Annotated in this window: 19 protein-coding genes; 3 read left to right on the top strand and 16 right to left on the bottom strand. The window is 54.2% G+C overall.

Annotation, left to right across the window (positions count from 1 at the left end; all coding sequences use genetic code 11):
• The first annotated feature begins 66 nt into the window (after nt 1-66).
• The 3 genes from COO59_RS11215 to COO59_RS11200 all read left to right on the top strand — a co-directional run bounded on the left by COO59_RS11215 (nt 67) and on the right by COO59_RS11200 (nt 2,081).
• The gene (locus tag COO59_RS11215; RefSeq protein WP_103059876.1) at nt 67-762 is read left to right on the top strand and encodes a hypothetical protein; all 696 of its coding nucleotides are present in this window, start codon (nt 67-69) and stop codon (nt 760-762) included.
• Nucleotides 763-1,643: 881 nt separating this feature from the next.
• Nucleotides 1,644-1,832, top strand: a complete 189-nt coding sequence (locus COO59_RS11205; RefSeq protein WP_103059874.1) for a hypothetical protein — start codon at nt 1,644-1,646, stop codon at nt 1,830-1,832.
• A 57-nt stretch (nt 1,833-1,889) separates the two neighbouring features.
• Nucleotides 1,890-2,081 (top strand): hypothetical protein, encoded by a 192-nt coding sequence (locus COO59_RS11200; RefSeq protein WP_103059873.1) that lies wholly within the window; start codon nt 1,890-1,892, stop codon nt 2,079-2,081.
• Between the two features lie 20 nt (nt 2,082-2,101).
• On the opposite strand, the gene COO59_RS11195 is transcribed toward COO59_RS11200, so the two are convergent.
• The 16 genes from COO59_RS11195 to COO59_RS11120 all read right to left on the bottom strand — a co-directional run bounded on the left by COO59_RS11195 (nt 2,102) and on the right by COO59_RS11120 (nt 22,395).
• Nucleotides 2,102-2,557, bottom strand: a complete 456-nt coding sequence (locus COO59_RS11195; protein ID WP_409371608.1) for an Hcp family type VI secretion system effector — start codon at nt 2,555-2,557, stop codon at nt 2,102-2,104.
• Nucleotides 2,558-2,772: 215 nt separating this feature from the next.
• Nucleotides 2,773-5,478 (bottom strand): preprotein translocase subunit SecA, encoded by a 2,706-nt coding sequence (gene secA / locus COO59_RS11190; protein ID WP_103059989.1) that lies wholly within the window; start codon nt 5,476-5,478, stop codon nt 2,773-2,775.
• Between the two features lie 77 nt (nt 5,479-5,555).
• Nucleotides 5,556-6,062, bottom strand: a complete 507-nt coding sequence (gene secM, locus COO59_RS11185) for a secA translation cis-regulator SecM (protein WP_103059872.1) — start codon at nt 6,060-6,062, stop codon at nt 5,556-5,558.
• Nucleotides 6,063-6,347: 285 nt separating this feature from the next.
• On the bottom strand, nt 6,348-7,265 hold the full coding sequence (lpxC, locus tag COO59_RS11180) for a UDP-3-O-acyl-N-acetylglucosamine deacetylase (RefSeq protein WP_103059988.1): 918 nt from the start codon (nt 7,263-7,265) through the stop codon (nt 6,348-6,350).
• 100 nt (nt 7,266-7,365) lie between these two features.
• Complete coding sequence (ftsZ, locus tag COO59_RS11175) at nt 7,366-8,523, bottom strand: cell division protein FtsZ (RefSeq protein ID WP_103059871.1); 1,158 nt, start codon at nt 8,521-8,523, stop codon at nt 7,366-7,368.
• Nucleotides 8,524-8,595: 72 nt separating this feature from the next.
• Nucleotides 8,596-9,852, bottom strand: coding sequence for a cell division protein FtsA (gene ftsA, locus COO59_RS11170; RefSeq protein ID WP_038628246.1), 1,257 nt, complete (start codon nt 9,850-9,852; stop codon nt 8,596-8,598).
• Nucleotides 9,849-10,691, bottom strand: coding sequence for a cell division protein FtsQ (ftsQ, locus tag COO59_RS11165; RefSeq protein ID WP_103059870.1), 843 nt, complete (start codon nt 10,689-10,691; stop codon nt 9,849-9,851). The genes ftsA and ftsQ overlap by 4 nt, the downstream gene beginning before the upstream one ends.
• Before the next feature lies 1 nt (nt 10,692).
• Nucleotides 10,693-11,613, bottom strand: coding sequence for a D-alanine--D-alanine ligase (locus COO59_RS11160; RefSeq protein ID WP_103059869.1), 921 nt, complete (start codon nt 11,611-11,613; stop codon nt 10,693-10,695).
• Nucleotides 11,606-13,081: a UDP-N-acetylmuramate--L-alanine ligase gene (gene murC / locus COO59_RS11155; RefSeq protein WP_103059868.1), complete on the bottom strand. Its 1,476-nt coding sequence runs from the start codon at nt 13,079-13,081 to the stop codon at nt 11,606-11,608. The genes COO59_RS11160 and murC overlap by 8 nt, the downstream gene beginning before the upstream one ends.
• Nucleotides 13,082-13,126: 45 nt before the next feature.
• Entirely contained in the window at nt 13,127-14,188 is a 1,062-nt protein-coding gene (gene murG, locus COO59_RS11150; protein ID WP_103059867.1) for an undecaprenyldiphospho-muramoylpentapeptide beta-N-acetylglucosaminyltransferase, read from the bottom strand.
• Complete coding sequence (gene ftsW, locus COO59_RS11145; RefSeq protein ID WP_103059866.1) at nt 14,185-15,402, bottom strand: cell division protein FtsW; 1,218 nt, start codon at nt 15,400-15,402, stop codon at nt 14,185-14,187. The genes murG and ftsW overlap by 4 nt, the downstream gene beginning before the upstream one ends.
• A complete protein-coding gene (murD, locus tag COO59_RS11140; RefSeq protein ID WP_103059865.1) occupies nt 15,402-16,718 on the bottom strand; it encodes a UDP-N-acetylmuramoyl-L-alanine--D-glutamate ligase in 1,317 nt (438 codons plus the stop codon). Before murD ends, ftsW begins: the two co-directional genes overlap by 1 nt.
• A 2-nt stretch (nt 16,719-16,720) precedes the next feature.
• Entirely contained in the window at nt 16,721-17,803 is a 1,083-nt protein-coding gene (gene mraY / locus COO59_RS11135) for a phospho-N-acetylmuramoyl-pentapeptide-transferase (protein WP_103059864.1), read from the bottom strand.
• Entirely contained in the window at nt 17,797-19,158 is a 1,362-nt protein-coding gene (gene murF / locus COO59_RS11130; protein ID WP_103059863.1) for a UDP-N-acetylmuramoyl-tripeptide--D-alanyl-D-alanine ligase, read from the bottom strand. Before murF ends, mraY begins: the two co-directional genes overlap by 7 nt.
• Entirely contained in the window at nt 19,155-20,642 is a 1,488-nt protein-coding gene (gene murE, locus COO59_RS11125) for a UDP-N-acetylmuramoyl-L-alanyl-D-glutamate--2,6-diaminopimelate ligase (protein WP_103059862.1), read from the bottom strand. The genes murF and murE overlap by 4 nt, the downstream gene beginning before the upstream one ends.
• Nucleotides 20,629-22,395: a peptidoglycan glycosyltransferase FtsI gene (locus COO59_RS11120; protein ID WP_103059861.1), complete on the bottom strand. Its 1,767-nt coding sequence runs from the start codon at nt 22,393-22,395 to the stop codon at nt 20,629-20,631. Before COO59_RS11120 ends, murE begins: the two co-directional genes overlap by 14 nt.
• Between the last annotated feature and the right edge of the window lies 1 nt (nt 22,396).

Genomic DNA, 22,396 nt, shown 5'->3' with positions numbered 1-22,396 from the left:
TTAATATACAACACCTTTGCCAGCGGCTATAATCCCTGATGCTTATTTAATCAGGGAGGATAAATCATGGATGCGTCACTCTATTTAAAGCGGCAATTGCTCGCAGAAAGAAAAATAGCGCAATCGCTGGAGAAAGGCATCCGGCAATCTTTTATTACGGCGGGCAAAACGCGGGATGATATTTATCATGGCGCGGAGCGGCTGACATGGTATTCAAGCTGCTTTATCGATAAGCATCATGATGTTTGCAAGCAGTTAAAGACAGAAGACGTAAGGATGATAAAAGCAGTTCTTTGTCTTTATAAAAAGAAAGATGCTATGGCTGACATTTTTTTAACTTATATTGACTATGTACTGAGGCGCACTGATTCAGTAGAGGCCAGAAGTTTATTGGTAAGCATAACCGGTTTTACCGCTGAATATCGTACCGGTAAAGTCGCTAAAGAGTTAATCGCTTACTCATTAGTAAAGTCAATTTTTACTTCAGATAAATTCAGTTCTTCTTTGAGGGGAACATTAACCAGGAAAATATTTTACGGATTCAGTGCCATACAGTTTTATGGGAAAGTTCAAAAGGCGGCAATGGCTTCTCGTCGTTTGAAAAGTCTTGACCCCAACTTTTATAACATTCTTTATCTAATGGATTTGGAAATGCTTTATATATATGTAGAGCCACTACTCTCCGGGATCATAAAAAAGATAAATTCATTACCAGTCATTACTCTGGAAGAAGCCATTAAAATCTTTCAGGAATATCAATAATGTTCAAAACGCTAAAAAACACATTTATCGATATGCTTATGGATTTTATTTTTATCCTATTAATTATAGCAATACCTGTTATATATTATATTATCATCCCCAATCATTGGGGGAAGTTAACAATAGTTACTATCCCAGCACTCTGCTGGTACTGGGGTAAATTACATGTAAAATTAATTAAATAAGAGTCGGCGCCCCTGCTATTTAAAGCGGCAATTAATCGCAGAAAGAAAAATAGCGCAATCGCTGGAGAAAGGCATCCGGCAATCTTTTATTACGGCGGGCAAAACGCGGGATGATATTTATCATGGCGCGGAGCGGCTGACATGGCATTCAAGCTGCTTTATCGATAAGCATCATGATGTTTGCAAGCAGTTAAAGACAGAAGACGTCAGGTTATATAAAGCTTTACTGTCACTTTACAAAAGAAAGGATGTAATCGCCGAAATATTTCAATTTTACATTAACTATGTTTTACAAAACAAGAAAATTGAGCATGCTAAAAACATGGCGGTAAAGACGTTCGGTTTTAATGCAGAGAGGTTTACCGCAAAAACAACCAATAAACTATTAGCGTACTCACTAGCAAAAGCTATTTCTGAGTCCCTTCTTATCAGCGCCACCATAAGAAGCGCATTAAACACAACGGCTTTCCATGGTTTCAGTATGGTTCAATTTTATGGTAAAGCTTAAAAATTAGCATTAGCCGCACGTCGATTGAAAGAACTGGATTCATAATTTTATAAAATCCTCTATCAAGCGAATGTAGAAATGCTTTATATCTATGTTGAACCTGTCCTTTATAAAATAATCTTAGAAATAAATGGGTTACCAGAGCCCAACCCGAAGAATATCATTGATATTTTAAGAAGGAATGTTTCATGATAAAGTTTTTAAAAAAAGCATTTTTAGAATTTATTTTACTGGAAACCATCCCCGTTATCGCTATCGTCCTGCCTGGTGTCTTCTTTTCTTTATATTTCCCCGATCACTGGGGGAAATTGATGCTACTTAGCGTTTTCTTTGTCAGCTACTTTTTCATAAAGTTATTTACCCGCATGGACAAGTGAATTAAACCCCTCTTAATCAATTAAAGCGGCAGTAAGAGTAGCTTAGGAGCATCATTAATGCTTATGGCAATTTTAAGATTCATTAAAGTCACTATTTTTAAGCCCTTTATTGAAGATTGCTTCCCTTTTTTACTACTGATTTTGCCGGGTGCGTTTTATGCAGCTTATTTCCTGGAGTACTGGGGAACGGTGACTCTTCCTGCGCTCTATTGGTATTGGGAAAAATTACAGGATAAACTGCTCAAATAAGAGGGAACGCCCGCTCTTATTCAGAGCACCGAGCGGTGGTTTTTAATATCCCAGCCGTAGCGTGTTTCCGCGCCTTTCCCACCTTTTGCCGTTTGTTCCCAGTACTGCATTTTCACCGTATCTGCCTCAAACTCATATTCAACGCTGGGCAGATCGCCGCTGTCATTTAACATCACCTGAGCAACAAATACGTTTTCCAGCGTAATGCGATAATATTCGATGGCGCCAAATCCCGCCTTGCAGGCTGACAGCTCGACTTTACGCAGCCTGCAGCCGTTAGAAGCGTAGAGGAGCATCGTCGGCGTGGCTTTATCAATCAGCGCATGAACCGTTAAATTTTGATAGTTAACCAGCGCATTGCCAGCCGCGCCGCGCCTGTTTCCCCAACTATGAGAAAGCACATCGATCCAACCAGCATGATGCGCGTCCTGAGATTCCCCGGCTACGTGATCAACGTTGAGATAAAGGCTGTTCATGATAGTGCTCTCCTTAGGCATCCGTTTTCCGTTCAGCCGAGTATATCTTGCCGACCGGGTAAAGGCTTTAGCGGTTCATCTAATCAGGACGCTGATTTACAAAGAAATTTTTCTAAATGAGAGCGTAATAAGGCAGGAGAGGCTGGCGCCAGCGCCGCTCAATGCGGCCCAATAAAAAAGGGAGCCTTTCGGCTCCCTTTCCGCTTTAGCTTATATCAGGCCAGACGACCGTGGCACTGCTTGTATTTTTTACCTGAGCCACACGGGCAAGGATCGTTACGTCCAACCTTACGCTCGCCGGTTTCAGCTGCCAGCGCTGCGGCCGCTTCCGTTTCATCATCAACGTGGCTTAGCTGCTGCTGCTGTGCCAGTCGCTCCGCATCTTCACGACGCTGCGCTTCCATCGCCTCGACTTCTTCCGGCATACGGACCTGTACTTTGCTCAGGGTGCTGACCACTTCATATTTCAGCGATTCCAGCATGGCAGCAAACATAGCGAAGGATTCGCGCTTGTACTCCTGCTTCGGATCCTTCTGCGCATAGCCGCGCAGGTGGATACCCTGACGTAAATAGTCCATCGCCGCCAGATGCTCTTTCCACAGTGAATCCAGCGTTTGCAGCATGACGCCTTTTTCAAAGCTGCGCATCATCTCGGTGCCGACAACTTCTTCTTTACGCTGATACTCTTCTTTCGCCTGCGTCAGAATACGCTCACGCAGCGTTTCCTCATGCAGGTCAGGCTCTTTGTCCAGCCACTGACTAATCGGCATTTCAAGGTCGAAGTCGTTTTTCAGGCGCTCTTCTAGCCCGGCCACATCCCACATTTCTTCCAGCGACTGTGGCGGAATGTAGCTATCGATAGTGGACTTGAAGACATCCTCGCGGATGCTGTTAATGGTTTCGCTAACGTCGGCCACGTCCAGCAGTTCATTACGCTGTGAGTAAATAGCACGGCGCTGATCGTTGGCAACATCGTCATATTCCAGCAGCTGCTTACGAATATCAAAGTTGCGGCTTTCTACTTTACGCTGCGCGTTAGCAATCGCTTTGGTTACCCACGGGTGCTCAATAGCTTCGCCCGGCTTCATTCCCAGCTTACGCATCATATTCGATACGCGATCGGAGGCGAAAATACGCATCAGCGCATCTTCCATCGACAGATAGAAACGGGATGAGCCCTGATCGCCCTGACGGCCAGAACGGCCACGCAGCTGATTGTCGATACGACGCGATTCATGACGTTCAGTACCGATAATATGCAGACCGCCCGATGCCAGTACCGCCTCATGACGCTCTTTCCAGGCGGCTTTAATGGCTGCAACCTGCTCTTCGGTCGGGTTCTCCAGCGCGGCGACTTCTACCTGCCAGCTACCGCCCAGCATAATGTCAGTACCACGGCCCGCCATGTTGGTAGCAATGGTAACAGCGCCAGGCTGACCGGCCTGCGCAACGATGTCCGCTTCACGCGCATGGAACTTGGCGTTCAGCACGTTGTGCCTGATGCCGGCACGCGTCAGCTCGTTGGATACCACTTCAGATTTTTCGATCGAAATCGTACCTACGAGGATCGGCTGGCCGTTTGCGGTGCGCTCACGAATATCCTCAATGATCGCGTCGATCTTCTCTTTCTCTGTCATGTAGACCAGATCGGGCAGATCTTTACGCACCATCGGACGGTTGGTCGGGATAACAATCGTATCCAGCTTGTAGATAGAACTGAATTCAAACGCTTCGGTATCCGCTGTACCGGTCATACCGGCCAGCTTCTCATACAGGCGGAAGTAGTTCTGGAAAGTGATCGAGGCCAGCGTCTGGTTTTCATTCTGAATCTCAACGCCTTCTTTCGCTTCTATCGCCTGATGCAGACCATCTGACCAGCGGCGGCCCTGCATGGTACGGCCGGTATGCTCATCAACGATAACCACTTCGCCATCTTTAACGATGTAGTCAACGTCACGCGTGAACAGCACATGCGCACGCAGGGCTGCGGTAACGTGATGCATCAGCATAATATTGGTCGGCGAGTAGAGCGACTCCCCTTCCGCCATAATGCCTTCCTGCACCAGCAGCTCTTCAATGGTTACCAGGCCGCGTTCGGTAAGGTGCACCTGACGGGCTTTTTCATCCACCGAGAAGTGGCCTTCGCCCTGGAAAGTATCTGAATCTTCTTTCTCCTGACGGATCAGGTGCGGGATGATTTTGTTTACTTTGATATAGAGTTCAGAGCTGTCTTCCGCCGGACCGGAGATAATCAACGGCGTACGCGCCTCATCGATAAGAATGGAGTCCACCTCATCCACCAGCGCATAGTGCAGTTTGCGCTGGACGCGCTCTTCCGGGCTGAACGCCATGTTGTCGCGCAGGTAATCGAAACCATATTCGTTATTGGTGCCGTAGGTAATATCGGCAGCGTAGGCTTCGCGCTTGGCAGGTGCCGGCATTCCCGGCAGGTTGATACCCACCGACAGGCCGAGGAACTCAAACAGCGGACGGTTATTTTCCGCATCGCGCTGGGCCAGGTAGTCGTTGACGGTAACTACGTGTACGCCTTTCCCGCTTAAAGCATTCAGATAAGCAGGCAGCGTCGCGGTCAGCGTTTTACCTTCACCGGTGCGCATTTCAGCAATACAGCGATCGTTCAGCACCATGCCGCCAATCAGCTGCACATCAAAGTGGCGCATGCCAAATACGCGCCTGCTGGCCTCGCGGACGGTGGCAAAAGCTTCCGGGATCAGGCTATCCAACTCTTCGCCTTTTTCCAGACGGGCGCGAAATTCCTGGGTTTTCGCTTTCAGTTCATCATCAGAGAGCTTTTCAAAATCAGGCTCCATTTTGTTGATGATTTCAACCGTCTTGCGCATGCGGCGCAGCGTACGATCGTTACGACTACCAAAAACCTTGGTTAACAACTTAGTTAGCATAATAAATACATTCTCATCTTTACCGCCGTGTTTGCGGTTCATTTTTTATAGTATATGGATTAAGGACTGCTCAGGCTTCAGCTGAGAATGTAAGGACCCGCGCGGATTCCCCGCACCTGGGCCAGCCAGATGCCGATATGATAATCCGGCGTAACAGAAACGGCAGGCTGCTGCGTATGGCGGATAATTACCGGTTGACGCGGCTCGTGAGTGAGCAGGGCGTTAAGCGTATCCAGCAGCGCCATTTTCTGTACGGCGAGCGGCAAAGTTTCTTCCGCATCGGGCAGATTTTGTGGCGTAAGCGTAAAGGAGAGGTGACGAATTACGGTGCGGATCGCATGCTGATGCCAGTAATCCACGCTAAAATTGGCGCGACGGACATTTCCCTGCAGCAGCACGAGATTATCGACCCGTATGGCGCTGGTAAACAGTTTTTTCGCTGTGGCTTCAGGGCGATTATTTTGTTCAGCACTCTGGGCGTGCGCAGCAGGCAGGCCAAGGCTTGCCGCCACCATGCCAAATAACAGATGCGGCCAAAAGTAACGCCTGCCTAATTGTCGCCAACGGTGAAAAATAGCGATCACAACGGTTTCCGTCTGGCAGGTAGCGACCTGCCCTTCTTCAATGAATAATTAGCGGCTTTGTTCCATCTGGCGTATTACGCCGGTTGCCGCCTTTAGCAAGGGCAAATCTTATCATCATTGCGCGCGAGAAACATCAGATCGTAGCGGGAGGAGAAGAAAACAGCGACATTCCGATCGACCACGGCGCAAATAACGCGCACCGCAATGCAGAAACAAAAACGACCGGCTTTGCTGGCCGGAGAGAGTGAGCCAGCGCTACCAGTCGTTTTAAAAGGTTATAGCGTGTTACGCCAGAACCAGATTTGTTGCCCTGAATGCCACCGGCAGTTCAGCTTCGTCTTCAAAGGTCGCCCATTCCCAGGCTTCCTGTTTCGCCAGTACCGCCTGCAGCAGTTTATTGTTCAGCGCATGGCCTGATTTATAGGCAGAAAACGCACCTACAATATTGTGGCCGCACATAAACAGGTCACCGATGGCGTCCAGCATTTTGTGACGAACGAATTCATCTTCGAAGCGTAAACCTTCTTCGTTCAGTACGCGGAAATCGTCTAAACCTATCGCGCAATCTAAACTACCGCCCAGGCACAGACCTTTGGACTGCAGGTATTCGATTTCACGCATAAAGCCGAAGGTACGCGCACGGCTGATTTGACGCATGAACGCTTCCGTAGAGAAGTTCAGCTGATAACGCTGCGAGCTGGAGTCAATCGCCGGGTGTTTAAAATCGATGGTGAAATCGAGTGAGAAACCGTTATAGGGTTTAATCTCAGCCCATTTATCGCCATCTTCAACACGCACAGCTTGTTTAACGCGCACGAATTTCTTCGCGCTGTTCAGCTCTTCAACGCCCGCATCGACCAGCAGGTAGACGAAAGGCGCGGCGCTGCCGTCCATAATCGGCACTTCAGGCGCATTCACTTCGACAATGATATTATCGATGCCAAGGCCTGCCAGCGCGGCGTTCAGATGCTCTACGGTGGAAATACGTACGCCTTCATCATTCACCAGGCAGGTACTTAGCATGGTGTCGCGCACGAATTTTGCATCAGCCGGGAAATCAACCGGTGGATTCAAGTCAGTGCGACGATAGATGACCCCGGTATTAGCCGGCGCAGGGCGTAACGTCAGGGAGACCTTCTTGCCGGTATGCAAACCGACACCAGTCGCCTGAACAATACGTTTTAATGTCCGTTGTTTGATCATCGTATTATCTCGCAAAATCATCATCCGACCGTCAGTCTATATTACTGACGGGCGAACATTTTAGCACAAAGAGCGGAGAATCCCAATTCTCAGGATATTCCTAATCTGCCTGTTTACGCAGGAAGGCAGGAATATCCAGGTAATCAGGCTCTTTGCCAGGCTGCGAGCTTTGATCGTTAACCACTTTCGCCGCGGGCTTTTGCTCCTGCGGAAGCGGAGACATACCGTGCTGCTGGTAACGATGATCCATAACCGGCTGGCTGGTGGCCTGCTTGTTGGTTACCAGAGTGATTTCCGGACGTTTGTCCATGCCAATCCCGGTAGCAACGACGGTAACGCGCAGTTCATCGTTCATTTCCGGATCCAGAGAAGTACCGATAACCACGGTGGCATTATCTGAAGCAAATGCACGGATAGTGTTACCTACGGTCTCAAACTCATCCAGACGCAGATCGAAACCAGCGGTGATGTTAACCAGCACGCCGCGCGCGCCGGAGAGATCGATATCCTCCAGCAGCGGGCTGGAAATAGCCATTTCTGCCGCTTCTTCAGCGCGATCCTCACCACAGGCGACGCCGGAACCCATCATGGCATAACCCATTTCGGACATCACGGTGCGCACGTCGGCGAAGTCAACGTTCATCAGACCCGGACGGGTGATCAGCTCGGCAATACCCTGAACCGCGCCTTTCAGCACGTCGTTAGCCGCACCAAACGCATCCAGCAGTGAAATACCACGGCCCAACACTTTTAACAGCTTATCGTTCGGGATGGTGATCAGCGAGTCAACGTGCTTAGACAGTTCGGCGATACCCTGTTCGGCAAACGCCATGCGCTTTTTGCCTTCGAAGTTAAACGGCTTGGTTACCACCGCAACGGTCAGGATACCTAAATCTTTCGCCACTTCAGCCACGACCGGCGCCGCACCGGTACCGGTACCGCCGCCCATGCCGGCTGCGATAAATACCATGTCCGCGCCGTCCAGCGCAGAACGCAGCGCTTCACGATCTTCTTCCGCAGAGGTACGACCCACTTCAGGGTTCGCGCCTGCACCCAGACCTTTAGTAATGTTGGTGCCGATTTGGATGGTCTGGCCAACTGCAGTTTTGCGCAACGCCTGTGCGTCCGTATTCACTGCGAAGAACTCAACGCCTTCGATACGTTCGCGGACCATATGCTCGACGGCGTTGCCGCCGCCCCCGCCGACGCCGATGACTTTAATCACCGCGTCGTTGGTTAATTCCATAGGTTCAAACATAATTTCTCTCCGTTATGTGCCTGTCGCCTGGAGATCATAAATTAGAGCTAGCATGATCCCCTTTTAGAAAAATTAAAACTCTTTTTTCAGCCAGCTGTTGATACGTTTAAACCAGTTGCCAACTGAAGCACGTTTTTCAACATCCGCCTCACCGCTCAGGTGAGACTCTTTTCCGTAGTGCAGGAGACCAACCGCCGTTGAGTAATAAGGCTCCTGCGCATAATCCGTTAATCCGGTAATATTTAGCGGCTGACCGATGCGCACCTGAGTATGAAATACTCGCTGCGCGCAGGCGGCTAACCCTTCAATCTGCGCCGCGCCGCCGGTAAGCACAATACCTGCTGCCAGGTGGTGCTTAACGCCCTGCTGGCGTAACTGTTCCTGCAGCTGCAGGATCTCGTCGTTAACCAGATTCAGCAGCTCGGTATAACGCGGCTCGATCACCTCAGCCAGCGTTTGACGCTGCAGGCTGCGCGGTGGACGTCCGCCCACGCTTGGCACCTCAACGTTCTCATCCTTGCCGACAATCGATCCTAACGCGCAACCGTGGCGGACTTTAATCGCTTCCGCATCGGTCGGCGGAGTGCCGAAGGCATAGGCGATATCGCTGGTAACCACATTCCCCGCATAGGGGATCACTTTGGTATGGCGCAGCGCGCCGCCGGTATAGACGGCGATGTCCATCGTACCGCCGCCAATATCGACTACACAGACGCCCAGCTCGCGTTCATCTTCGGTCAGCACCGCAAAGCTGGATGCCAGACCGGCAAAAATCAGTTGGTCAACCTTCAGGCCGCAACGTTCAACGGCCTTAACGATATTTTTCGCCATATCGTTGTGACAGGTGATCAAATGCACTTTTGCCTGCATGCGCACGCCCGACAGCCCAACCGGGTTTTTAATCCCTTCCTGGTAGTCGATAGCGTACTCCTGCGGGATCACATGCAGGATGCGATGCTCATCACGCACGCGCACCGACTTAGCAGTATGCACAACGTTTTCAACATCTTCCTGCGTGACTTCTTCTTCAGAAATCGGAACCATCCCGATCTCATTCTGACAACTGATATGTTTGCCGGATAAAGCAAGGTAAACGGATGAAATCTGACAATCCGCCATCAGTTCCGCCTGATCGATGGCGCGCTGTACGCATTTCACCACCGATTCCAGATCGTTTACGCCGCCTTTATCCATACCGCGGGACGGACAACTGCCGACCCCAATAATGTTGACCATGCCATCGGGCAGAATTTCCCCTACTAAAGCGGCGACCTTGGCGGTGCCTATCTCAAGTCCTACTACCAGTTTTCTGTCCGTCGCCTTGATCATTGTTGTTTAGCCTGTGCCTGATTCTGTTGCTGATTACTGTCCTGAGGCTCAATAAATGCCGGAGCCCAGCCAACGGCAGCGCCGGAGTCATAGCGCAAATCGACATAACTGACGCGCTTATTATCCGCGGCGGCCTGCTGCTGGAGCATCGGCCAGAGTTCAATAAACCGCTTAAGACGCTTCATGTTATCGCTACGGCCCAGCTCAATACGTACATCGTCACCGGTGACCAGCTGCCAGGAGTGACGAGCGGTCATTGATGCTGCTTTTAAGCTAAACTTGCTGGCCGCTAAAACCTCATTCATTTGACGGAAGCCTGCCAGTACATCCTGCTCGTTTCCTTCGGGGCCATACAGCAACGGTAGCGTTACTTTGCCAATATGGTTAGCCGGCACGCTAAAAGATTTGCCTTCCGCATCAACCATATGTAAATCATTCCACCGCGCTACCGGCACATACTCAACCAGATGAATCTTTAATTCGTCCGGCCATTGCTTGCGTACGCTGACCTGTTTAATCCACGGCAGACGTTCAATCTGCTGCTGAATCACATTTACATCTTGTGACATAAAAGTACCGGGTGCACCCAGCGACAAGATGGCCTGACGAATATCGTCGTTAGTGGTGTAATGCGTTTGTCCGGTCACCACCAGCTTTGAAAGCGGCAGGCGCGAAGCGTCATTCATCCACTTCAACACCACGAAGCCACCCGCCAACATCGTGCCGATCACCAACAGCAGAAACAGAATCCCTGCTAACCGTGAGCCATTGCTGCGACCGGTGCGCGCTTTCGCTTTCTCCTGCGCATCCCGACGTACGTTCAGAGCCGCCTGCGACATCTTAGTCGGCCAGCTCCAGAATACGCGCCACCAGCTGGGAGAAGCTCATTCCCGCCTGCTTCGCCGCCATCGGCACCAGGCTGTGGCTGGTCATGCCGGGCGAGGTATTCACCTCCAGCAGATAAAACGCACCGTCGCTGTCCATCATGACATCCACGCGTCCCCAGCCGCTACAGCCCAGGCTACGCCAGGCATTCAGTACCAGCTCTTGCAGTTCCGCCTCTTTCTCCGCGCTCAATCCGCCTGGGCAGAAGTATTGAGTATCGTCAGAAATGTATTTTGCTTCATAGTCATAGAAATCACTGGCTGGCTGAATACGGATCGAAGGCAAAATTTGTTCGCCAAGAATGCCGACCGTATATTCCGGACCGCTAATAAATTTTTCAATCAGCACGTCATCATCATGACGAAACGCCTCTTCCAGCGCCGCTGGCAAATCTGCCGGCTGATTAACGCGTGAAATACCGACGCTGGAGCCTTCGCTGCTGGGTTTGACAAACAGCGGCATCCCCAGCCGGGCGATACGCTGTACCAGCGCATCATCCATTCCAGCTTCCATCCGTTGGCGATTGATCCAGACATAGGGCGCAACCGGCAGTTCAGCGCCCTGCCAAAGCAGCTTGGAGCGCCATTTATCCATAGTAATCGCCGAGGCCATCACGCCGCTGCCGGTATAGGGGATCTGCAGGAAATCCAGAACGCCCTGTAAAGTACCGTCTTCACCGCCGCGACCGTGCAGGGCGATAAACACTTTCGTATAGCCTTCTTCTTTCAACCGCATCACGGGGAAATCACGCGGATCGACGCCGTGCGCGTCAATACCCGCCTCTTTCAGACCCGCAATCACCGCCTCGCCAGACATTAACGAGACGTCGCGTTCAGCGGAGGTACCACCCAGCAGTACCGCTACTTTATCAGCCATGATGTTCCTCTTCATTGGTCTGCGGTTTCAGTTTTTGGTCAGCCAGTCGACGGGCAATCTTACCAATGTTACCCGCGCCCTGAACCAGGATGAGATCGTTGCCGCTTAACGTCGGGGCCAGAAAATCCAGGATCGCATCGTGATCGGGCACCAGGATCGGATCCACCTTGCCACGTCCACGGATCGTCCGGCACAGCGAACGGCTGTCAGCGCCAGGAATCGGCATCTCACCGGCGGAATAGACATCCAGCATCAGCAATACATCTACCTGCGACAGTACGTTAGCGAAATCATCATAAAGATCGCGCGTGCGCGTATAGCGATGCGGCTGAAAAATCATGACCAGCTTTTTATCCGGCCAGCCCGCCCGTGCCGCTTTAATGGTGGCATCCACTTCGGTCGGATGATGGCCATAATCATCGACCAGCATGGCGGAACCCACGGTGCCGTTTACCTGCTGCAGCGGGAACTCGCCCAGGAAATCGAAGCGACGACCCGTGCCCTGGAAGCTTTCCAGCGCGCTGAGGATCTCTTCATCGTCGATGCCCTCTTCCGTTGCCACCGCTACCGCCGCCGCCGCGTTTAAGGCGTTATGACGACCAGGGGCGTTGAGCGTAACGCGCATCAGCGGTTTGTCATGACGCACCAGGGTAAAGTGCCCCTGCGCGCCGTGCTGCTCGTAATTTTCGATGCGCACGTCGGCATCGTCGCTGAAGCCGTAGGTCGTGATCTGACGTCCCACGCGCGGAATTAAATCGCGGATCACCGCATCATCCACGCAGAGTACGGCCCGACCGTAAAACGGCAGGTTGTGCAGAAAGTTAATAAATGTCTGCTTCAGATTTTCGAAGTCGCCCTGGTAGGTATCCATATGGTCGGCTTCGATATTGGTCACAATCGCCACCATCGGCTGCAAATGCAGGAAGGAGGCATCGCTCTCATCCGCTTCCGCAATCAGGTAACGGCTGCTGCCCAGGCGCGCATGCGTTCCCGCCGCCTTAACCAAACCGCCGTTCACGAAAGTCGGATCGAGTCCGCCTTCGGCATAGATACTGGTTACCATCGCCGTCGTGGTGGTTTTGCCATGCGTGCCGGCCACCGCAATCCCGTGGCGGAAACGCATCAGCTCGGCCAGCATTTCAGCCCGGCGGATCACCGGAATACGCGCTTCACGCGCCGCGATAATTTCCGGGTTATCCTGCGTTATCGCACTGGAGACCACCACAACGCTGGCATCGCTAACGTTTTCCGGGCGATGGTGAAAATAGATGGTGGCGCCCAGCGCGGTCAGATGCTGCGTGACGGCATTCGGCGCCAAATCGGAACCGCTAATCTGATAACCTTCATTGGCCAACACTTCGGCAATACCGCCCATGCCGGCACCGCCGATGCCGACAAAGTGAATGTGCCGGACGCGACGCATCTCGGGCACGATAGAACGCAGTTTCGCCAGTTGTTGAGTATTCATCGTTTCTTTTGCCTGTCGGTACCGCAGTACCTTCTCTTTATTCTGTTAGCGCGCTACGGCGCTGACTTCTGCCGCTACCCGTTCGGTGGCATCGGGAATCGCTACCTGACGCGCCTTTTGCGCCATCAGCAGCAGCGTGGGTCGATCCCACTGCTTTAACGTTTCCGCCACCGCATTCGCAGTAAACTGCGGCTGCTCAAAAATTTTGGCCGCGCCTGCTTTTTCCAGCGGGAGCGCATTCCAGTACTGCTGTCGATCTTTATGCTGAAAAGGCACGAAAATAGCCGGAAGGCCCGCAGCGGCGACTTCGCTCACCGTTAGCGCGCCGGAGCGGCATACCACCACATCGGCCCAGTCGTAGGCCGCCGCCATATCATCGATAAATTCGCTGATTTTATGCTGATGCTGTCCATCTGCTGCGGCATAGGCTGCCAGTACCTCGCTCTGAGCGCCTTTCCCGGTCTGATGCCACAGCGTAATACCATCGCCCATCAGCGCCGCAACCTGCGGCATCGTCTGGTTAAGCACGCGCGCGCCCTGACTGCCGCCGATAACCAGAACGCGGACCGGACCTTCACGTCCAGCCAGACGCTGTTCCGGCGCGCTGAGCGCCAGCACATCGGTACGCACCGGGTTGCCCACCACGTCGGCATGGGGAAACGCGCCAGGAAATGCCTGCATAACTTTCGTCGCCAGCTTCGCCAGCCATTTGTTGGTTAACCCGGCAATGCCATTCTGTTCATGCAGCACCACCGGAATACCGCAGCTCCAGGCCGCCAGCCCGCCGGGCCCCGAAACATAGCCGCCCATACCGAGCACCACATCCGGTTTCCAGGCTTTCATAATGCTGCGTGCCTGACGCCAGGCGTTGAAAATCCGCACCGGCGCTGCCAGCAGCGCCTTAATACCTTTGCCGCGTAAACCGCTAATGCGGATAAAATCGATTTCGATGCCGTGCTTCGGCACCAGATCGGCTTCCATACGATCGGCGGTTCCCAGCCAGCGTACCTGCCAGCCCTGCGCCATCAGATGATGCGCAACGGCCAGGCCGGGGAACACGTGTCCGCCGGTACCGCCAGCCATTACCATCAACCGCTTTCCACTCATCGCGCACCTCGGGTAAACGCCTGTGCTTTGCTCAGACGCGTTTCATAATCTATGCGTAACAACAACACGATGGCCGTCGACATAATGATCAGACTGGAACCACCGTAACTAATTAACGGCAACGTCAGGCCCTTGGTAGGCAGCATACCCGCCGCCGCGCCGACGTTTACCAGCGCCTGAAAGCTAAACCAGACGCCGATTGAGCAGGCCAAAAAGCCGGAAAAACGCTGATCGAGTTCCAACGCGCGTCGGCCAATGGACATCGCCCGAAAAGCGACGAAGAATACCATTAACAGCGCTAAAACCACACCGATATAACCGAGTTCTTCCCCGATAATGGAGAAAATGAAGTCGGTATGCGCTTCGGGTAAATACTCCAGTTTTTGCACGGAGTTACCCAGTCCCTGCCCCCAAAACTCACCGCGTCCAAAAGCCATCAGCGACTGGGTTAGCTGGTAGCCGCTACCAAACGGATCTTCCCAGGGATCCCAGAATGAGGTGACGCGGCGCATACGGTACGGTTCGGCGATAATCAACAGAATGACCGCGAAGATACCGGAGCCGATAATTGCCAAAAACTGCCATAGCTTGGCGCCCGCCAGGAACAGCATGGCCAGCGTGGTGACAAACAGCACCACCACCGTTCCCAGGTCGGGCTGTGCCAGCAGCAGCACGGCCAGCACTACCATTACGCCCATTGGTTTACAAAAGCCCCAGAAGTTATTGCGCACTTCTTCGACTTTGCGCACCAGATAGCTGGCGAGATAGCAAAACAGCGACAGCTTGGAAAGCTCAGCCGGCTGAATACGCAGCGGCCCCAGCGCAATCCAGCGCGATGCGCCGTTTACCGAGCTACCGACCACCAATACAATCAACAGCATCAATACCGAGGCCAGCAGCATCATATTGCTGTAACGCTGCCAAACCTCCATGGGTATACGCAGCGTTACCAGCGCCATGCCGAATGCCAGCAGAAGATAAAAAGCATCACGCTTGGCAAAGTAAAACGGGTCCTCCGACAGGCGCTGTCCTACGGGCATTGAGGCGGAAGTCACCATCACAAAGCCGATAATCGCCAGCCCGAAAGTCAGCCACAGCAGGGTACGATCGTACAGCACCATGGTGGCGGTATCGCCATTCTCCCGGCTGCCCATCACCCACTCGCGCAGGCGTGTCACCACGCCGCCCGCCAGCCCTAAGCCTGGAATACGCATCAGCCCAGCTCCCGCGCCAGCTGGGCGAAGCGGTCGCCGCGCTGTTCAAAATTACGGAACTGATCGAGGCTGGCGCAGGCTGGCGACAGCAGAACAATATCGCCCGGCTGCACCTGTGGCGCGATGGCTCTCATCGCCTGTTCCATCGTTTCGGTCTGGCTGGAGATTTCCGGACGCAGCGCCGCCAGCGCCGCACCGTCGCGGCCATAGCACCAGACGCGGATAGCGTCGCCCTGCAAATAGCGCGTCAGCGAGGAGAAATCAGCGGATTTGCCATCGCCCCCCAACAGCAGCCATAGCGTGCCCTGCGCCTGTAATCCGCTTAGCGCAGCCTCGGTGCTGCCTACGTTGGTCGCTTTCGAGTCATTGATCCAGCGCACGCCGTTGCGTTCATGCACCAGCTGAAAACGATGCGCCAGGCCATGAAATGTGGTTAAGGCTTTCAGGCTGCTGGCGCGCGGAATGCCGACCGCATCCGCCAGCGCCAGCGCCGCCAGCGCATTGGTATAGTTGTGCAGCCCAACCAGCGTCATCTCGTCGGTATTCAGCACTTTTTCGCCATGCACCCGCAGCCAGATGCTGCCCTGCTGACGATTGAGATGATAATCGCCTACGTCAATGCCGAAGCTGACGCAGCGCTTATCGGCGCCGCGTACCGGCATGGTCAGCGCATCATCGGCATTCACGACGCAAACCGCCGCGTTTTCATAAATACGCAGCTTGGCGGCGCGATACTGCTGCAGCCCCAGCGGATAGCGATCCATATGATCTTCGCTGACGTTCAGGATGGTCGCCGCCGCCGCCTTCAGGCTGTGGGTTGTTTCCAGCTGGAAGCTGGAAAGCTCCAGAACGTAAAGCTGAGCCGGCTGCAGCAGCAGGCTGAGCGCCGGCAGGCCGATATTGCCGCCCACGCCCACGGCCCAGCCTGCGGCCCGCGCCATCTCGCCCACCAGGCTGGTGACGGTGCTTTTTCCGTTAGAGCCGGTAATCGCCACGATCGGCGCCTGCGCTTCGCGGCAGAACAGCTCAATATCGCCAATAATTTCAACGCCCGCCTCTGCCGCCTCCATCAGCAGCGGATGCGCCAGGGCCATGCCTGGACTGGCGACAATCAGATCTGCCGCCAGCAGCCAGTCGCCGTTAAGCGATCCCAGATGACGTTCCACGCTGTCAGACAGCTTATCCAGGCCAGGCGGTGACACACGGGTATCCATCACGCGCGGCGTTACGCCCTGCGCTAAAAAGAAATCAACACAGGAGAGCCCGGTCAGCCCCAGCCCGATAATGACAACTTCTCTACCCTGATAGTCAGCCATAATTAACGCACCTTAAGGGTTGCCAGGCCAATCAGCACCAGCATCAGCGAAATGATCCAGAAACGCACGATAACGCGCGGCTCCGGCCAGCCTTTCAGTTCATAGTGGTGGTGGATCGGCGCCATACGGAAAATACGCTGGCCGCGCAGCTTAAAGGACCCCACCTGCAGAATGACCGACAGCGTTTCCACAACAAACACGCCGCCCATAATCACCAGCAGAAACTCCTGACGCAGCAGCACCGCGATGGTGCCCAGCGCGCCGCCTAAGGCCAGCGAGCCGACATCGCCCATAAAGACCTGAGCGGGATAGGTGTTAAACCATAAGAAGCCCAGCCCGGCACCCACGATGGCGGTGCAAACAATCACCAGTTCACCGGCGTGACGCAGATAAGGAATATGCAGATAGGCCGCAAAGTTCATATTACCGGTCGCCCAGGCGACCAGCGCAAAACCGGCGGCAACGAAGACCGTCGGCATAATCGCGAGGCCGTCCAGCCCATCGGTCAGATTAACCGCGTTGCTGGTGCCGACGATAACGAAGTAGGAGAGCAGGATATAAAGCAGCCCCAGCTGCGGCATAATATCTTTGAAAAACGGCACCACCAGCTGCGTCGCCGGCGTATCTTTCCCAATAGCGTACATGGTGAAGGCGACCGCCAACGCGATCAGCGACTGCCAGAAATATTTCCAGCGGGCGATCAGGCCTTTAGTATCCTTACGCACCACTTTACGGTAGTCGTCCACAAAGCCCACGATGCCATAACCGATCAGCACCGTTAGCACGCACCAGACGTAAGGGTTGGATGGATAAGCCCACATCAATACCGAAATGGTAATGGAGGTCAGGATCATGATGCCGCCCATGGTCGGCGTGCCGCGCTTGCTAAAGTGCGACTCCGGCCCTTCGCTACGCACGACTTGTCCAATCTGTAATTTTTGCAGCCAGGCGATCAGTCGCGGGCCCATCCACAATGAGATAAACAGCGCGGTCAGCAGGCTGACAATGGCGCGAAACGTCAAATATGAGAAGACGTTAAAGCCGGAATAAAAAGCGACCAAATGTTCGGCCAGCCAAACTAACATGTTCCTTTCTCCTGTAAGGTTTGTATTACCTGTTCCATGGCGGCGCTACGAGAGCCTTTAACTAAAACGGTAATCACCGGATGCCCGGCAAGCAGCGACAATAAACGTGCGCTCAGCGCCGCTTTATCGCTGAAGTGTTCGCCGACGCCGCTGGCGTCGCTGATATGCTGACTTAACGATCCGACACTCAGCACCTTATCGATACCGGCCTGTCGGGCGGCATCGCCAACCTGACGGTGGCATTCAACCGCTTCCGCGCCCAGCTCCGCCATATCGCCGGTAACCATCACGCGGTAGCCCGGCATATCCGCCAGCACCTGCGCAGCGGCGGTCATCGACCCCACGTTGGCGTTGTAGCTATCATCCAGCAGAAGCTTTTGCGGGCCGAGAATAATCGGGAACAGACGTCCCGGCACCGCCTGCAGCGTCGCTAATCCTTGCGCAATGGCCTCAAGCGGCGCGCCAACCGACAGCGCCAGCGCGCTGGCCGCCAGCGCATTGGCGACATTGTGACGTCCCGGCAGCGGTAGCAGCACCACCACTTCGCCCTGCGGCGTATGCAGGGTAAAAGCCGTTCCCTGTGGCTTCACCGTCACACCGGAGGCATAAAAATCAGCTGTTGCCCCTGCGGTGGCAGAAAATTGCCAGACACGCTGCTGGGTTAATTGGGTCTGCCAGCGCGGCCAGTCATTGCTGTCGGCATTAATAATTGCCGTACCGTTTGCCGGCAGGCCGAGAAAAATTTCGCCTTTCGCTTTCGCAACGCCAGCCAGAGAACCAAAGCCTTCCAGATGCGCGGCGGCGAGGTTGTTCACCAGCGCGCTTTCCGGACGCGTTAATCCGGTAGTCCAGGCGATCTCGCCCTGATGGTTAGCACCCAGCTCAATCACCGCATACTGGTGCGCCCCGGTCAGGCGCAACAGCGTCAGCGGCACGCCAATATCATTATTCAGGTTGCCTGCGGTATAGAGCGTTTCGCCGCACTGACGCAGAATTGCGGCGGTCATCTCTTTTACCGAGGTTTTACCGGAAGAGCCGGTCAGCGCCACCACACGGGTATTCACCTGTTGGCGAACCCAGGCGGCCAGCTCTCCCAGGGCGATACGCGTATCACTTACCACCACCTGCGGCACATCTATTTGCAAGCGCTTACTCACTAATAATGCTGCCGCACCGTTGGCAACCGCTTCGCGGGCAAAATCATGCGCATCGAAGCGCTCGCCCTTCAGGGCAATAAACAGACAGCCCGCGGTGACCTTACGCGTGTCGGTGGTCACCTCGGCGATCTGCAGGTCATTGCCGGCTAGCGTACCGTTAGTTACCTGCGCCAGCGTTTCCAGGGAAACAGGAATCATGCGATTACCCCCAGTAAACGCGCGACGGTAACGCGATCGGAGTAGTCCAGACGGCGATTACCGACGATCTGATAGTCTTCATGGCCTTTACCCGCGACCAATACGATGTCCTGCGGCCCGGCCTGCATAATAGTATTAGTTACCGCTTGCGCACGTCCCGCCATTACGCGGGCGCGGCCCGGATCGAGCAGGCCGCTGAGAATATCCTCAACGATCGCGCCGGGGTCTTCGCTGCGTGGGTTGTCGTCAGTGATCACCACAATATCGGCAAACTGTTCGGCAATGGCACCCATCAACGGACGCTTGCCTTTATCGCGATCGCCACCGCAGCCAAAGAGGCACCACAGCTGGCCTTTGCAGTGCAGACGCGCCGCTTCCAGCGCTTTTTCCAGCGCATCCGGCGTATGGGCATAATCCACCACCACCGTTGGCTTATTCGGCGCGCTAAATACTTCCATTCGTCCACAAACGGGCTGCAGCTGTCGTGCGCTGACAATCAACCGGGCCAATGGATAACCCAGCGTCAGCAGGGTCGCTAACGCCAGCAGTAGATTGCTGACGTTAAAAGCGCCCATCAGGCGGCTTTCCAGCTCGCCATCGCCCCAGCTGGAGGCGAAACGAATAGTTGCGCCATTATCGTGATAATGAACGTCGGTGGCTTTCAGCCAGCGGTTATGCCTGGCGGGCAGCACATTATTGGCCATCGTGACGGCAACGGCATCCGGCAGTTTTTCCAGCCAGCGCAGCCCGACTTCATCGTCGGCATTAATGATCGCTTCGCCAACCTGATGTTCAGAAAACAGCAGCCACTTAGCGGATTCATAGCGCGTCATATCGTCGTGATAATCCAGGTGATCGCGGCTCAGATTGGTAAACACCGCGGCGGCAAAAGGCAGCGCCGCCACGCGATGCTGCACCAGGCCATGCGAGGAGACCTCCATCGCCGCCACGGTCGCCCCCTGCTCAACCAGTGAGTTCAGCATATGCTGTACATCTACCGCCGAACCGGTGGTGTTTTCAGTCGGGATCAGATGGCCGTATAGCCCGTTACCGACGGTGCCCATGACCGCGCCGGTTTCGCCGAGCAGATTCGCCCACTGCGCCAGCAGCTGCGTAGTGGTGGTTTTACCGTTAGTACCGGTCACGCCGATTAAACGCAGCTGCTCGCCAGGCTGCTGATAAAAGCGCCCGGCAAGGGCCGACAGACGCTGCGGCAGCTGCGACAAATAAATAACCGGTACGCCATGCATCTCGCGAATTTCACCATCCTCCGCCTCGCCGGCAGCTTCAGCGATAATCGCCGAAACGCCCTGTGCGATAGCCTGAGGAATAAAACGTCGCCCATCAACGTTATGGCCGGCAACAGCCACAAACAGATCGCCGGACGCCGCCACGCGGCTGTCCAGGGTCATTTCACGAAGCGGACGCTCCGGCGCGCCAGGCACCCACGGAGCCAGTAAGTCGCGCAAGTTACGATCTGTCACTTGATTCCTCTTTCTTGTTGTTAACCAACTCATTCTTTTCACCGGTCGGCAAGGCATCCGGCTCAATATTCATGGTGCGCAGAACGCCGCCCATGATGGCGCCAAATACCGGTGCCGACACCGCACCGCCATAATATTTACCCGCCTGCGGATCGTTAATGACCACCACCAGCGCAAAGCGCGGATGGCTGGCAGGCGCCACGCCGGCGGTATAGGCGATATATTTATTCACGTAGTGGCCATCAGGGCCGACTTTTTTCGCGGTCCCGGTTTTGATGGCGATACGATAACCTTTGATCGCGGCTTTTACGCCGCCGCCGCCCGGCAGCGCTACGCTTTCCATCATATGAACCACGGTTTTCACCAGCGGTTCAGGAAAGGCGCGTTCGCCCGGTACCGGCGGGTCCACTTTGGTAATCGACAGTGGACGAGCGATGCCATAGCTGCCGATGGTGGCGTAAACGCGCGCCAGCTGTAACGGCGTTACCATCAGCCCATAGCCGAATGAGAAGGTGGCCCTTTCAATATCGGACCACCTTTGTTTATGGGGATACAGGCCACTGCTTTCCCCAACCAACCCCAAATTGGTTGGTTTGCCCAGTCCAAAGCGTGAATATGTTTCCACTAGTGCTGAGGAGGGCATCGCTAACGCCAGTTTTGATACCCCGACGTTACTCGACTTCTGCAGAACCCCGGTGAGGGTTAACTCGTTGTAGCGCGCCACATCTTTGATCTCATGGCCGTTAACGCGATAAGGCAGCGTATTCAGCACGCTGTTTTCGCGCACCACGCCGCGCTGCAGCGCGGTCATGACCACCATCGGCTTCACCGTCGAGCCGGGTTCAAAGATGTCGGTAATGGCGCGATTGCGCATCACATCTTTTGGCGTATTGCTGAGATTGTTTGGGTTGTAGGCCGGGCTGTTAGCCATCGCCAGCACTTCGCCGGTGTTGACATCAACCAGTACCGCCGTGCCGGATTCCGCCTTGTTAAAAGCCACGGCATTGTTCAGTTCGCGATAAACCAGCGCCTGCAAACGCTCATCGATACTGAGCGCCAGGTTATGCGCCGCCTGACTATCCACTGAGGAAATATCTTCAATGACGCGGCCAAAGCGATCTTTACGCACCGTCCTTTCGCCCGGCTGGCCGGTTAGCCAGCGGTCAAAACTTTTTTCCACCCCTTCAATGCCCTGCCCGTCAATATTGGTAAAGCCAATAAGATGAGAGGTCACCTGGCCGGCAGGATAGTAGCGGCGGGATTCTTCCCGTAAGTGGATGCCCGGCAGCTTGAGTTTTTTGATGTAATCGCCAATGGCCGGATTAACCTGGCGCGCCAGATAGACAAAGCGGCCTTGAGGATTAGCATTAACGCGGTTAGCCAGCTGATCGAGCGGTACGGACAGCGCATCGGCCAGCGCTTTCCACCGGCTGTCGAGCGTAATGCCGCCGCGATCGTGCAGCTCTTTAGGATCGGCCCAAATGGCGTTAACCGGTACGCTAACCGCCAGCGGCCTGCCGGCACGGTCGGTAATCATACCGCGCGCGGTGGGAATGGACTGGACGCGCAGGGAACGCATATCGCCTTCGCGTACCAGCCTGTCGGGATTAATGACCTGCAACCAGGCAACACGCAACAGTAATCCCATTAACGCAAGAAAGATGCCGCCGCACAGCAACGCAAAACGCCAGCTGACAAAGCTGGCCTGATCTTCCTGTTTTTTCAACTTAAGCGCTTTGGTAGCGGATCTCATG

Source organism: Mixta theicola (genome assembly GCF_002895925.1).
Classification (GTDB): Bacteria; Pseudomonadota; Gammaproteobacteria; order Enterobacterales; family Enterobacteriaceae; genus Mixta; species Mixta theicola.
Note: the sequence above shows the minus strand (reverse complement) of the source record. Positions and strands in the feature narration are given on the sequence as shown.

Bases quoted from the DNA above. Each gene is read 5' to 3' on its own strand.
- ftsQ (WP_103059870.1), bottom strand. From the start codon at position 10,691: ATGTCGCAGGCGGCTCTGAACGTACGTCGGGATGCGCAGGAGAAAGCG.
- murD (WP_103059865.1), bottom strand. From the start codon at position 16,718: ATGGCTGACTATCAGGGTAGAGAAGTTGTCATTATCGGGCTGGGGCTG.
- murC (WP_103059868.1), bottom strand. From the start codon at position 13,081: ATGAATACTCAACAACTGGCGAAACTGCGTTCTATCGTGCCCGAGATG.
- lpxC (WP_103059988.1), bottom strand. From the start codon at position 7,265: ATGATCAAACAACGGACATTAAAACGTATTGTTCAGGCGACTGGTGTC.
- secA (WP_103059989.1), bottom strand. From the start codon at position 5,478: ATGCTAACTAAGTTGTTAACCAAGGTTTTTGGTAGTCGTAACGATCGT.
- COO59_RS11205 (WP_103059874.1), top strand. From the start codon at position 1,644: ATGATAAAGTTTTTAAAAAAAGCATTTTTAGAATTTATTTTACTGGAA.
- COO59_RS11160 (WP_103059869.1), bottom strand. From the start codon at position 11,613: ATGGCTGATAAAGTAGCGGTACTGCTGGGTGGTACCTCCGCTGAACGC.
- COO59_RS11120 (WP_103059861.1), bottom strand. From the start codon at position 22,395: ATGAGATCCGCTACCAAAGCGCTTAAGTTGAAAAAACAGGAAGATCAG.
- murF (WP_103059863.1), bottom strand. From the start codon at position 19,158: ATGATTCCTGTTTCCCTGGAAACGCTGGCGCAGGTAACTAACGGTACG.
- ftsZ (WP_103059871.1), bottom strand. From the start codon at position 8,523: ATGTTTGAACCTATGGAATTAACCAACGACGCGGTGATTAAAGTCATC.
- COO59_RS11195 (WP_409371608.1), bottom strand. From the start codon at position 2,557: ATGAACAGCCTTTATCTCAACGTTGATCACGTAGCCGGGGAATCTCAG.
- COO59_RS11200 (WP_103059873.1), top strand. From the start codon at position 1,890: ATGCTTATGGCAATTTTAAGATTCATTAAAGTCACTATTTTTAAGCCC.
- ftsA (WP_038628246.1), bottom strand. From the start codon at position 9,852: ATGATCAAGGCGACGGACAGAAAACTGGTAGTAGGACTTGAGATAGGC.
- murG (WP_103059867.1), bottom strand. From the start codon at position 14,188: ATGAGTGGAAAGCGGTTGATGGTAATGGCTGGCGGTACCGGCGGACAC.
- ftsW (WP_103059866.1), bottom strand. From the start codon at position 15,402: ATGCGTATTCCAGGCTTAGGGCTGGCGGGCGGCGTGGTGACACGCCTG.
- mraY (WP_103059864.1), bottom strand. From the start codon at position 17,803: ATGTTAGTTTGGCTGGCCGAACATTTGGTCGCTTTTTATTCCGGCTTT.
- COO59_RS11215 (WP_103059876.1), top strand. From the start codon at position 67: ATGGATGCGTCACTCTATTTAAAGCGGCAATTGCTCGCAGAAAGAAAA.